The organism is Pseudooceanicola profundus, assembly GCF_054919315.1.
This window is the reverse complement of the sequence record NZ_CM142898.1, coordinates 1689676-1702905: the sequence shown is the minus strand read 5'-3', so window position 1 is coordinate 1702905 and position 13230 is coordinate 1689676. Positions and strand designations below refer to the sequence as shown.

Below are 13230 nucleotides of genomic sequence, written 5' to 3'. Positions count from 1 at the left end.
AGGCCCGTTTCGGCGTGGTTGCAATTGACGAGGCGGCAGGCCGCGGTTTCGCGGCGATCGGGGCAGGGGTATCGCGGCGGCTTGCGGAGGATTGGGGGAGGGGCATGGAGCCCGGCAGGGGGCGATCCGGTGACGGCTTGGACTGGGGGCCGCCGCCGGAGATATGGGGCCATCGCCGAGGCGTGCCGGATTTATTGCGGTATGCTTTCGGGATTGCCTCTTTCCACTGGCCCCTCGGAATGTCCCGCCCGGCCGAGAGGCCGGGCAGCGCCGACCCGCCTCCCGTCGCCATTGGGGCTTGAACCAATGACGCACCAATGGCGACCGGCGCTTTCGCGCCACCCCGCGGGACGGCGCTGCCCTACCCGAAGGCCGGTTTGCACGCTTGGCTCCGCATTCGGCAACGGCATTCTTGAGCTCCTGCGATCCCGGGTGTCTCCGTGCACAGTGGTCAGACCCAGAGGGAAACCGCACTCCCGGCAATGCCCCAAAAAACGAAAACCCCGGCCGAAGCCGGGGTTTCCTCAGTTCTCTTCGAAGCGGCTTACTTCAGGCCTTCGGCCTGCATCGCCTCCAGCGCGCGGTCCAGCGTCCGCTTCATGCGGGCGACGATTTCCAGCACGTCATGCTCGGTCACGATCAGCGGCGGGCAGAGCGCCAGCGTGTCGCCCACGGCGCGGGTGATCAGGCCCTCGTCCGCGGCGATGTCGGCGGCTTTCATGCCGGCCTTCACCTTGGGATCGAAGGGCGCCTTGGTGGCCTTGTCCTGCACCAGCTCGACGCCGGCGATCAGGCCGGTGCCGCGCACTTCACCCACCAGCGGGTGATCCGCCAGCTTGGCCAGCTCGGCCTGCATGATCTCGCCCATCTTGGCGGCGTTCTCGATCAGGCCCTTCTCCTCGATCACTTCGAGGTTGGCGAGGCCCACGGCCGAGGCGACGGGGTGGCCCGAGCCGGTGAAGCCGTGGCCGAAGGTGCCCAGCTTGTGGGTGTTGTCCGCAATCGCCTGGTAGATCTTGTCCGTGAACATGATCGCCGAGAGCGGCAGGTAGGACGAGGTGATCTGCTTCGACAGGGTCATGATGTCGGGCTCGAAGCCCATCTTCTGGCAGCCGAAGGGCGTGCCCAGACGACCGAAGCCGTTGATGACCTCGTCCGCCACCACGAGGATGTCGTACTTGCGGCAGATTTCCTGCACGCCGGGCCAGTAGCCCACGGGCGGCACCATGACACCACCGGCACCCATGACCGGCTCACCGATGAAGGCGGCGATGGTCTCGGGGCCCTCGGCGAGGATCGTGTCTTCCAGTTCCTTCAGCAGGCGCGCGGTGAACTGCTCCTCGGTCTCGCCCTCTTCGCCGAAGCGGTAGAAGTGCGGCGTGGTCAGGTGGGTCACCGGGATCGCGGGCAGGTCGAAGTCACCGTGGTTCGCCGGCAGGCCGGTCAGCGAGCCCGAGGCGATGGTGATGCCGTGGTAGCCCTTCTTGCGGGCGATGAACTTCTTCTTCTCGGGACGGCCGAGGGCGTTGTTCATGTACCAGACCATCTTGACGATGGTGTCGTTGGCCTCGGAACCGGAGTTGGTGAAATGCACCTTGGTCAGGTGTTCGGGGGTCATTTCCACCAGCTTCTCGGCCAGACGGATCGAGGGCTCGTGCGACTTGAAGGCGAAGGTGTGGTAGTAGGGCAGCATGCCCATCTGCTTGTCGGCGGCTTCGCGCAGCTTGGGTTCGGAGAAGCCGACCGCGACGGACCACAGCCCCGCCATCGCCTCGATGTATTCCTTGCCGTTGGAGTCGGTCACGCGGATGCCGTCACCCTTCACCATGATCGTCGGGCCCTTTTCCTCGAAGGCGCGGGCATCGGTGTAGGGGTGCAGCTGCGTCGCGATATCCGTCGCGGCGAGAGAATTCGAAAGCATGTTCATGGGGCGAACTCCTGTAAAAGAAGGGACCTCACCGGCGCGATCTCTGGGGGGACCGCCCGGTGGTATGGGGGGCACCCTAGAGAGGGGCCGGCCGGAAAGAAAGCACCACGAACCGGAAGCGGGTGGATCCACGCGGTCCCCCGCCCGTTCTGGCGGCGGAGTCTGCCGGGATCGCAGGCGTTCGGGGCCTTTCGGGGGCAGGTAACCCCGGTCAGGGAGGCCCCGCAGGGTCGGGCCGGGGCGAACGGTCCGGTGAGGCTCTGGCCAAGCGAGGTGCCGGGGCTCAGAGGATCTGGAACGTCCCGCGGCTGCGGATCAGCGAACACATGCAGCCGAGGATCGCCAGCACGCTGCCGAAGAGGAAGGCATGCTGCGCGTCATGGGCCCCGAGCGACAGCGCGATGGTTGCGAGCGCGGTGCCGAGTGCCTGCCCCAGAAGCCGCGCGGTCGCCAGTGCCGAGGAGGCGCCGGAGCTGCGCTGCCGGGTCGAGGCCCCGATGATGCTGCGGTTGTTGGGGGTCTGGAACAGGCCGAAGCCCACGCCGCAGATCGCGAGCCGCAGGGCGAGGCCGGGGATGCTCACGTCCGCGGGCATCGTGGCCAGCAGCGCCAGCCCGACCGCGAGAATCCCCATGCCGAGGGCCACGATCCGCCCGTTGTAGGCCCGGTCCGCGAGCCGCCCGGCGATCGGTGCGACCACGGCCAGTGTCAGGGGCCATGCGCTCAGCAGGAGGCCGGCGTGGTAGGGTGAGAACCCCATCCCGACCTGCAGGGCGAAGGGCAGCGCGACGAAGGCGAGCATCTGGCTGGAAAACCCGCAGACCGAGGTCATGATCGACAGGCGGAACTGGGGCTTGGCGAAGAGGTCGAGCGGGATCAGCGGGTTCTCGGCCCGGCGCTGGCGGCGCAGCAGCAGGCTGCCTGCGGCGATGCCGGCGGCAAGGATCACCAGCGGCAGCGTCACCTCTCCGGTGCGGCCATACCCCATGAGCGCATAGAGGATCAGGCTGAAGGTCAGCGCCGAGAGCAGTGCGCTGGCCCAGTCGAAGGGATGGCGGATCAGGTCGCTCTCGGGCAGGAAGCGCATCCCGAGGAGGAAGGCCACGAGCCCGGTGGGCAGGCCCATCATGACCACCGCGTTCCACGGCAGCACCGTCAGAAGGGCCCCGGCAATCGTCGGCCCCGTGGTCATCGACAGGGCGATGACGCTGGCGTTGATCCCGATCGTCCGGCCAAGCCTGTCGGGTGGTACGACGATGCGCAGCAAGGCGAGGTTCACGCCCATGACGCAGGCCGCCCCGGTGGCCTGCAGGGCCCGGGTGACGATCAGCATCTGCAGGTTGGCCGCCATACCGTTGAGCGCCGCGCCGAGGGCGAAGATCAGGATGCCCGTCAGGTAGATCCGGCGGCAGCCTAAGATCTCGGCCAGGCTGGCGATCGGGAACAGGCAGGCCACGATCACCAGCTGGTAGATGCCCACCACCACCGTCACGTCGCGCGGCGCCACGCCAAGCGCGTCGCCGATGCTGGGCAGGGCGACATTGATCGCCACGCCGTCCATGACGCTGGTCGATATCGACAGGATGATCGCGAGAACGGCGAAGAAGCGCTGCCGGTCGGGCAGGGGGGCGGTGTCGGCGGTCGTCATGGTCTGCGCATGTCCCGGTGGGCGGGCAGCGCGCGGCGCATCGGCTGGGTCACTCTGTCGTCTCTTGCTGCCCGGGAGGGAGCCGGGCTCTGAAAGGGGCGAGGGCGGCCCGGTGGCCGGGGCTCTCTCGGGGTGGTCTCGCGGTCGGGCGCGCTGGGCGCGGGCGGCGGGACGGCCCCGGCGCATATGGTGGCGCGGTCGGAGGGGGGCGTCAAACCGGTCGATAAGGGGGGCACCGTCCTGGCCTCTCGGGGCGGCGGCGCCGTGCTTATACGCAGTACATTCCGGGGGAGCCGTCAAGGGTGCATCGCCCCGGCCGGCTGCGGGATGCGTGAGAGGGGTGCGCCGCGCCCGGAACCGCGCCTCCGGTCGGGCCACCGCCGGCGCGGCGGGTGGTGGCAAGGGCGCGCGCCGCACGCGAAACGGCCTGTGGAGGCGGGGGACCGGGGGCCGGGTGCGGAGGAGGCGCTGGCGGTTTCGCGGACCGTGCCGGAGCGGTGTCTTGGGCGGCGCGGTGCTGGAGGCCCGGCAACTGTCCATGCTGCGGACACGGTGATGGAGGTGGGCCTTCAGACAGCCGGCCCGGCCGGTCTTCCCCATGAGCGGATAATCGCCTATTATGGGGTGGCGTGCCGATCGCCCAAAGAGACCGGCCGTGAAGACGGGAGAAGACCATGACCGGATACGTGGCAAAGCGCGGCCGCACCTATGGGGCGCGCGGCTGACGATGCGCCTGTTGCAGAGCCTGCTCGCCCGGCCGAAGGCGCCCTGCAGCGGGCCGAAACCCGTTGACCTGCCGGTTGACCTGCTCTCACCGGGCTTTCTCGCCGATCCCTACCCGATCTACGACTGGCTCCGCCGCCACGCGCCCGTCGCCCCGGTGACCGCCGGGGGTGTCGTGCTGACACGCCACGCGGATGTCCGCGCCGCGCTCGCCGACAAGCGGCTCGGCAATACGCCATCGCGGTTCTCGACGCTCGCCGCGCGCAACCGGGCGAAATACGTCGCCGCCGATCTGGCCGCGCATATCCCGCCTTTCCTCGACCTGCCTGCGCACCGCCTGCCGCGGCAGGCGATGTCGCGGGCCTTCCATCGCACGCTGGCAGGCCGCGATCCCGGGCTGGAGGCGCTGGCGACCGATCTGACCCGGGCGCAGGCCGGGCAAGGGCCTGTCGACCTGCTGGAGGCGATCAGCCGGCCCTATGCCGTGGCGGCGATGCAGCAGTTGCTGGGCCTCGATGCCGATCCGGCGGAGCTGAAGGATGTGGCGCAGGGGTTCTTCCTGCTCTTCGCGCCGCTGACCGATCCCGCGAAATTTGCCGCGCTGAACGACCGGATGGCAGGGTTTCGAAGCCGGATCGCCGGCATGCTGGAGGTCCGCCGGGGCGCTGTTCCGTGTGATTTCCTTGGCCACATGGCCGCGCTTCGGGCCGACCTGCCGGACCTGAGCGACCAGCACATCGTCGATGCCACTATCCTGCTGCTGGCCGACGGGGTGGAGAATATCGAGACCGGCGCGGCCACGCTGCTGCATCTGCTGGCGCGCGAGGGCGGGCCGGTGGACGAGGCCTGGGTCCGCGAGGCGCTGCGGCTCGACACGCCGGGACAGATCATCCCCCGTGTCGCGCGCGAGGAGACAGAGATCGCCGGCGCGGCGGTGAAGGCAGGCCATCCCGTCTTCCTGGCCCTCGGTGCGGCGAACCGCGACCCGGAGGTCTTTGCCGCGCCGGAGGTCTTCGATCCCACGCGCGATCAGGCACAGGCCCTCGTCTTCGGGCGCGGCGCGCATCGCTGCATCGGCGAGCCGCTGGGGATCGCCCTGATGCTGGCGCTCGCCCGCGCGTTGGAGGCCGCGGGCGCGCGGCCGGTTTCGACGGGGCCGATGGCGTATCAGCCGCGCTTCGGCCATCGCTGGCCCGCGCGGCTGGAGATCACGATCGGCGCAGGCTGAAGGGCCAGACCGTGCGGCGCGGGCTGTCGAGACCGTAGTCGGAGTAGAAGGCGACGCCGTTGTCGATCACGTCCGCCGTCACCCGGATCGGCACGAACTTGTCCGGGTAGGGCATCTGCACCTCGCGCGTCACGCTTTCGCCGGGGGCCAGATCCTGCTCCAGCGCCGCGCTGCCCGCGATACGGGCGCGGATGTGCCCGTCGAAGTTGTGCTGCGTGAGGATCACGCAGGTCTGCCCGGCGGGCCATGTCACGGTGCTGGTATTGGTCACGGTGACCTTGACCGGCACGGCGGCGCGGCGGCGGGCGAAGCGCGGGGCGCGCAGCTTGACCTCGGCCTTGTAGGCCTCGGGCGTGGCGGGGCGCGTCGTGTCGAAGGCGTCCTTGCCCGGCTCCGTCACCGGCAGGCTCTCCTGCCCGTCGATGAGCGCGTTGAGCCGTTTGGCGAGCGTCTCGGGCAGGGGGGCGCGCAGGGTCTGACCGTGGCGGCCTTGGAGGTAATGGCCTTCGGCCCCGGCGGGGTGCATCAGCGGCAGGGCGCGTTCCGGGCCGACCATCCGGTGCCTGGCGGAATGGGTCTTGTCCTCGGTCCAGACGTGCAGCGTCGGGAAGGCGGTCGGGGCATCGGGCCAGTGGTCCCAGTTCACCAGCAGCGAGACCTCGCGGCCCCGGGCGGCAAGCTCCTCGGCGACCCAGGTCATCACCTTGGCGCCCTCGCAGAAGCCCCCGAGGGCAATCGGCCCCTCGCGTTGCAGCCGGTCGATGGCGATGGCGTAGTGATAGGCGAGGCGGCGGGACTGCGCGTCGTCCTTGCCGACCATCTGGAACAGGGTCCGCATGGCGTAGATCGGGCGCTTCTTGCCCAGTGCCTCGACGATGTTGGGCCATTCGCTGTCGGCCTGAACGCACCAGAAGAGCGGGCGCGGGCCATTTTGCCCGCCGACGCGGAAGATCAGGTCGGTGACATCGGGCCGCGCGGGCGAGAGCTTCCACTCTTTCACCCGTTCGCGCACGAAGGAGAGCGCGGCATCATCGAGACGCGCGGTCTCGGCCTTGTCCTGTGTCTCGACCATCGTGGCGAAGGCGCCGAAGGTGGGCGTGTCATAGAGTTGTGCCGGGTCGAGCTTCACGCCGGTCAGGCGGGTGACCTCGAAGACGAACTGCGTGGCCGAGAGGCTGTCGCCGCCCGCCTCGAAGAAGTCCGCAGACAGGCCCTCGGGCTTGCGGTGCAGCACCTGCTCCCACGCCTCCGCGATCTTCTGCGCGGTCTCGGAGAGCGGCGCGCGGTCGGCGCCCTCCTCGTCGGAGAGGGCGGCGAGGGCCACGCGGTCCAGTTTGCCGCCGGCGAGCCGCGGCAGGGCGTCCTTGATGTCGATCCGCCCGGGGCGCTTGAAATCGGCCAGCCGCAGGGCGAGGTGCTTGCGCAGTTCCTCGGCGCCAGCCACCCGGCCCGGGCGCAGCACCACGGCGAGGCCGACGTGTTCGCCCAGTGTCGGGTGCGGGCGGGCATAGGCCGCGGCCTCGATGATGGCATGGTGCGAGAGGATCGCGCGTTCGATCTCCTGCGGCGAGATCTTCTCGCCGCCGCGGTTGATCATCTCCTTCTCGCGCCCGTCGAGGTAGAGGTACCCCTCCTCGTCGATGTGGCCGAGATCGCCGGTGATCAGCCAGCCGTCCTCGTCGAAGGGGCTCTCCGCCTCGCCGAGGTAGCCGGTCATCATGTCGGGCGACATGACCCGGACCTGACCGGTGGCGCCTTCCTCGATGTCGGAGCCGTCGGGAGCACAGATGCGCAGGGCGCAGCCCTCGATCACGCCCACCGATCCGGCTTTGCGCGGGCTGGGGGGCAGGGGCGTGGTGGCGATCAGGCCGCAGGTTTCGGTCATGCCGTACATCGGCAGGATCGGTACCTCGCCGCCCAGCAAGTCCTCGATCATTGCCTGCCGGGTTTCCGGCAGGTCGGCCGAGACGGAGCGGATCAGGCGGATCTGGCCGCCCAGTTCGGCCCAGTCATCGGCGGAATATTCGGCTTCCATCCGCGCCAGCATCGTGGGCACCGCCTGAAGCCATGTCGCGCCGCTTTCGCGGGCGGCCTGAAGGATCGCGGAGGGATCGCGCCCGGAGGCGCAATGCACCGCGCCGCCCGCGATCAGGGGCGCCAGCATCAGATCGACGAAGCCGCCGATGTGGAACATCGGCAGGGCGTGCAGGGCCATGTCCTCGGGGCCGAGGTAGAGGCTGCCGCCGATCCGCTCCGCCGCGCCATAGAGGTTTTCCAGCGTCAGCGGCACCGCCTTGGGCAGGCCGGTGGAGCCGGAGGTGAAGAGCACGAGGCCCGGGCCTTCGGACCAGCTTTCGCCGGGCTCGACCGCCGCGCCGGTAAGTGTCAGGCTCTGCGGCGCGTGGGTGTCGGGCAGTTCCAGCCGGATCTGCGGCACGTCGCCCGCGACCGGCGCGGGGCCGAGGGCCGCCTCGTTGATCAGCGCCTGCGCGCCCGAGATCGACAGCTGATGCGCGAGGTCCTCGCGCTGAAGCGCCGGGTTCAGCGGCACCAGCCGCACCAGATGCGCGAGGGCGAAGAGCACTGCCGTCTGCGCCGGGCCGTCCCCCAGCCGGGCCGCCACCACCGAGGTCGGCCCCAGACCCATGCCCGACAGCCCCTCTTCCAGCGTCTCGCGCAGCGCCAGCATGGCGGCACCGTCGAGGTAGAATTCGTCGGGCCCCGTCAGCAGCGGACGGTTGGGGGACTCGGCAAGGGCAGTGAACAGGTCGATCATGGGGCATCACTATTACAGGGACGGAACGCGGGTGTGACAGGTGCCCTCCGCCGGGCCGCGCCAAAATAGGGATCTCGCGCCGGTTGAACAGGGGCATTTGCGGTCATCTTCGCGTCATCGGCTGAAACCGACCGCGCCGACCCTGCGGGCAGGGGCCCGTCCCGGCGGAACCGGGGCGATTTGGCCTTTCGGCTGACGGCGAGGGCGCTACTGTGCGCCGCGTCTGACCAAGCTACGAGGAATGTCATGCCCATCACCTGCGCCGTCTACCTGCCCAAGGACGACAAGACCAATGGATGGGTTGCGAAGCTGAAGGCCGCGCTGCCCGAGGCCTATACCGTCCTGCCCATGAGCGACGTGACGGACCCGGCCTCGGTCGATTACGCCATCGTCTGGATGCCGCCCGCCGGGATGCTGGCGGGGCTGCCCAACCTCAAGGCCATCGTCTCCATCGCGGCGGGCATCGACCACCTGCTGGCGGACCCCCAGCTGCCCAAGGACGTGCCGATCATCCGCACCATCGGCAATGACCTGACCCAGCGGATGCGCGAGTTTATCGCGCTTCACGTGCTGCGGATGCACCGCGAACAGCGCCGCATGGACACCGCGCAGATCGAAGGCCGCTGGGACCCGGTGACCGTGCCGCCCGCGAACTACCGCAAGGTGGGGCTCATGGGGCTGGGCAACCTCGGGAAGGCCGCGGCACAGACGCTGGCCATGCTGGGCTACCAGGTGCGGGGCTGGTCGAATTCCATGAAGGAGATCGAGGGCGTGACCTGCTACGCGGGGGCAGAGGGCTTCGATGCCTTCCTCGACGGGCTCGACACGCTGGTCTGCCTGCTGCCGCTGACCGAGGCCACCACCGGCCTGCTGAATGCCGGGACCTTTGCCAAGCTGGCGCCGGGCGCGCAGTTGCTGAACGCCGCACGCGGCGGTCACATGGTGGAGGATGACCTGATCCCCGCTCTGGAGTCGGGCCAGCTGTCCCATGCCACGCTCGACGTCTTCGCGGTGGAACCGCTGCCGGCGGACCATCCGTTCTGGCGCCATCCGCAGATCACCGTCACGCCGCATATCGCCTCGATGATCGATCAGGCGACCGGCGTCTCGATCATCGCGGCCAATCTTCAGGCCTTCGAGGCGGGCGAGGCGCTCGACGCGCTCTGCACGCCGGGCAAGGGATACTGACCGCGCATTGGGCAGGCGGCCCCTTCCGGGCCGTCGCCATGGGCCCCGGCTCTTGAACCTTACGGTGCAAAGGCGTTTCTGAGGGCCATCAGACAAAGGAACACGCCATGACCGCCAGCCCCTACGGTTTCACCTGCAAGAAACAGCCCGCCACGGGCGCGAAGGGGATGGTCGTCACGAACCATCCGCTCGGCTCCTCCGCCGGGGCGCAGATGCTGGCGGCGGGCGGCAACGCGGTGGATGCCGCGGTGGCCGGGCTGCTGGCCCTGACGGTGGTGGAACCGATGATGGTGGGGATCGCGGGCGGCGGGCTGTCGCACCTGCGGCTGCCCGACGGGCGGCACATCATCTTCGACGGGCTGGCCCAGGCCGCGGGCGCCATGGCGGGCGGTCTCTACACGCCGCAGAGCGACAATGACCCGGCGCTCTACATGGAAGTCGAGGGCCGGCGGAACCGGATCGGCGCCTCGGCGGTCGCGGTGCCCGGCAACCTCGCCGCCTGGTACGCGATGCATTCGCAATACGGCAAGCTGCCCTGGGCCGACGTGGTGGAGCCCGCCATCGGGCTGGCCGCGCGCGGCTTCCTCGTCACACCCTACCTGCGTGGCGCCATCGACATGCACCGCCCGGACATGGAGCTGGACCCGGTCATCTCCTCGATCTTCCTGCCGGGCGGGGAACTGCCGCAGGCCGGGGACCGCATCGTCATGGGCGACTACGCGGAAAGCCTGCGCGAAATCCAGAAACACGGCGCCGCGGCGCTGCACGGCGGTTCGCTGGGCAAGGCGCTGGTGGAGCGGATGGCCTCGGGCGACGACTACGCCGGGTTCATCACCCTGGACGACCTGACCGCCTACGCCGCGGCCGAGCGCGAGGCGATCCACGGGAGCTACCGCGGCTGGGAGATCGTCGGCCCGCCGCCGCCTGCCTCCTCCGGGGTGCATGTCACCCAGATGCTGAACATGCTGGAGCATTTCGACGTGAAGGGTATGGGCTTCGGCTCGCCCGAGATGATGCACCTGCTGGCCGAGGTGATCCGCGTCGGCTTCGAGGACCGGCGCGCCGCCTCGGGCGATCCGGCCTTCGTGGACGTGCCGGTGGAACGCTACACCTCGAAGGAATACGCTGCCGAATGTCTGTCGCGGCTGCGCAACATGGGCGGCATCGGGCCGGCGACGCCGGGCTATGAGAGCAATGACACCACCCATGTCACCATGGCCGATGACGACGGCATGATCGTGGCGGCGACCCATACGATCAACGGGCTCTTCGGTGCGAACATCATGGTGCCGGGCACGGGGATCATCCCGAACAACTACATGTGCAACTTCGATCCGCATACGGGCAAGGCGCTGTCCATCGTGCCGGGCAAGCGGGTGCCGACCTCGATGGCGCCGATGATCGCGCTGAAGGACGGCGCGCCGGAATTCGCCATCGGCCTGCCGGGCGGGCTGCGCATCTTCCCCTCGGCGATGCAGGCGATGCTGAACCTGATCGACCACGGCATGGACCCGCAGACCGCGGTCGAGGCGCCTCGGCTCTGGACGCAGGGGCAGGAGGTCGAGCTGGAGCCGGATTACGCCCACATGCAGGCGGCGCTTGAGGCCAAGGGCCACACGGTCAAGCTGGTGCGCCACATCGGCGGCGGGATGAGCGTGATCCGCTTCGGCAAGGACGGCATGATGACCGGGGCCGCCTGCTGGCGCGCGGACGGCACGCCCATGGCGCTTGGCGGCGGTCTGGCCGAGGCGGGCATTCGCTTCAACGTCTGAGGCGGCTCAGCCCAGCAGGGCGCGGGCGGCCTGCAACGCCTCCTCGGGCGGGCCGCTGGCGTCGATCCGGTGCCACGACATGGCGCCGGTCTGCTGGGCCAGCTGGATCTCCAGCACGGTGACATCCGCGTCCGAGGCATCGCCGCAGCGCGCCGCGACCCGGGCGCGCAGCACCTCTTCCGGCGCATCCATCCAGAACCCGTTGAAGGGCACGCCCGCGGTGCGGGCCGTGGCCTCCGCCAGAGTGCGCAGGCGGCAGTCGAGGAAGGTCGCATCCAGCAGGACGGAGTGCCCCGCGGCCAGCAGGTGCCCGGCGCGGGCGAAGAGCCGGTCGTAGACGGCGGTGCGGTTGTGCTCGCTGTAGCTCTCCTGCGCGAGGTGGCGCAGCATGTCGCGCCCTGCCTTGCGCTCGAGGTCCGAGGCCAGCCAGACCGCGCCGGGTGCCCGGCCGAGGCCCGGGGCAAGCGCCCGCGCCAGCACCGATTTGCCACTGCCCGACATCCCGCCGACCGCCACCAGCACGGGCGGTGCGGCGGCGAGGACCCTGCGCGCGAGGCGCAGGTAGGCGGCGATCTCCGCCTCCGAGGCGCCGGGCGTTGCGCGGGCGGCATCGGTCTGGAGCAGCACCATGGCCCGGATCGCGGCGCGCACCGACAGGAAGAGCGGCAGCGCGGCCAGGCCGCTGTCCTCTGCCCCGCCCATTTCCCGCAGCCAGGCGGAGAGGGTGCGGCAGGCCTGCGGGGCAAGGTCCCTGTGCAGCAGGTCCATGACGAGGAAGGCGATGTCGTAGAGCAGGTCGCAGGTGCCGAGCGTCTCGTCGAACTCCAGCGCGTCGATCGGGACCGGCGCGCCGTTGATCCGCACGACGTTGCGCAGGTGCAGATCGCCATGGGCGCGGCGCACGTGCCCGGCCGCGCCGCGTTCGGTCAGAAGGCCGCGCTGCGTGGTCCATTCGGTGCGGGCAGCCTGCAACCATGCGGTGGCGTCCGGCGCGCTCGCGGCCTCGGGGAACTCGGCAAAGACGCGGCCCAACTCGTCGAGGATATCGCCGATCAGCGGGGCGCCGTCACAGGGCCGTTCAGGCGTGGCGCGGTGGTAGCGGGCCACCGCCGCGCCGGTGGCATCGGCCAGTGCGCCGTCGAACCCGCCCGCGGCGGCGATCCGGTCCAGCTCCTCTTCCGCCGGGAAGCGCCACATGCGCAGGACGTAGTCCACCGGCGTGCCGGTGCCGCCCAGCGACAGCCCCTCCGGACCCTCGGTCACGGGCAGCACGTCGCGGTAGATCATCGGCGCGGCCGGGCGGTTCAGCTCCAGCTCGCGCAGCAGCAGGCGGTGGCGCTTCTCCACCGTGGACAGGTCCATGTAGTCATAGTGCACCGCGCGCTTCAGCTTCAGCGCGGTCCGGCCGCAGAGGAAGATGTAGGCGCCGTGGGTCTCGATCACCTCGACCGGCCCGCTGCCGCAATGGGCGGCGGGATCGGAGAGAAAGGCGACGGTCCTGTCCTGCGTCTGAGTCACGGCTGCGGCTCCATGTTTCATGCCAATTCTGGCACATGTATGCAGCTTCGACTTTGCGCAGGGTCAAGGCGGGGAGGAAAGCCCCCGCCTTGTGGGGGGTCACACTTCGGGCGTGGGGGCGTATTCGGGCCGGGCCGGGGTGAAGACGTCGATGTTGATCACCTCCTCGTCGCCCACCACGACCGCGTGGTGCATGACGTTCGGCGGCACGGTGATGATCGCGCCGGGGCCCATGCGGACGACCTCGTCCCCGACGTGGAAGTCCACGGTGCCCGAGACGATATAGGCAATCTGCTCGTTCTCGTGCTTGTGGGGCTTGGGCTCATGCTCGGGCTGGAGCCGGTGCAGCGCCAGCGTGGCCCCCGCGCCGGAAAATGCCTTCTGCTCGACACCGGGGCGGATCGTCTTCCACTCCAGCTTTTCCCAGTCGACCTGATGAATCATGTGATG

At 69.7% G+C, this 13230-nt stretch carries 8 protein-coding genes; 3 read left to right on the top strand and 5 right to left on the bottom strand.

From position 1 onward, the window contains the following. Positions 1–544: 544 nt before the first annotated feature. Together ACX9MO_RS07785 and ACX9MO_RS07780 are read right to left on the bottom strand one after the other, a co-directional pair. Positions 545–1927, bottom strand: a complete 1383-nt coding sequence (locus ACX9MO_RS07785; RefSeq protein WP_462214130.1) for an aspartate aminotransferase family protein — start codon at positions 1925–1927, stop codon at positions 545–547. 283 nt (positions 1928–2210) lie between these two features. Beyond that, positions 2211–3575 (bottom strand): MFS transporter, encoded by a 1365-nt coding sequence (locus ACX9MO_RS07780; RefSeq protein WP_462214129.1) that lies wholly within the window; start codon positions 3573–3575, stop codon positions 2211–2213. 655 nt (positions 3576–4230) lie between these two features. Between ACX9MO_RS07780 and ACX9MO_RS07775 the strand changes: the two genes are divergently transcribed. After that, a complete protein-coding gene (locus tag ACX9MO_RS07775; RefSeq protein WP_462214128.1) occupies positions 4231–5526 on the top strand; it encodes a cytochrome P450 in 1296 nt (431 codons plus the stop codon). Here ACX9MO_RS07775 and ACX9MO_RS07770 read toward each other — a convergent pair. Next, positions 5507–8302 (bottom strand): non-ribosomal peptide synthetase, encoded by a 2796-nt coding sequence (locus ACX9MO_RS07770; protein WP_462214127.1) that lies wholly within the window; start codon positions 8300–8302, stop codon positions 5507–5509. The genes ACX9MO_RS07775 and ACX9MO_RS07770 overlap by 20 nt on opposite strands. Positions 8303–8548: 246 nt before the next feature. Between ACX9MO_RS07770 and ACX9MO_RS07765 the strand changes: the two genes are divergently transcribed. Further along, on the top strand, positions 8549–9490 hold the full coding sequence (locus ACX9MO_RS07765) for a 2-hydroxyacid dehydrogenase (protein ID WP_462214126.1): 942 nt from the start codon (positions 8549–8551) through the stop codon (positions 9488–9490). A gap of 107 nt (positions 9491–9597) precedes the next feature. Then, positions 9598–11262 (top strand): gamma-glutamyltransferase, encoded by a 1665-nt coding sequence (gene ggt, locus ACX9MO_RS07760; protein WP_462214125.1) that lies wholly within the window; start codon positions 9598–9600, stop codon positions 11260–11262. Positions 11263–11268: 6 nt separating this feature from the next. Here the strand turns inward: ggt and ACX9MO_RS07755 are convergent, their stop codons facing one another. Both ACX9MO_RS07755 and ACX9MO_RS07750 read right to left on the bottom strand, forming a co-directional pair. Next, positions 11269–12780: a bifunctional aminoglycoside phosphotransferase/ATP-binding protein gene (locus tag ACX9MO_RS07755; protein WP_462214124.1), complete on the bottom strand. Its 1512-nt coding sequence runs from the start codon at positions 12778–12780 to the stop codon at positions 11269–11271. 99 nt (positions 12781–12879) lie between these two features. Next, the gene (locus ACX9MO_RS07750) at positions 12880–13224 is read right to left on the bottom strand and encodes a cupin domain-containing protein (protein ID WP_222490880.1); all 345 of its coding nucleotides are present in this window, start codon (positions 13222–13224) and stop codon (positions 12880–12882) included. Positions 13225–13230: the final 6 nt, after the last annotated feature.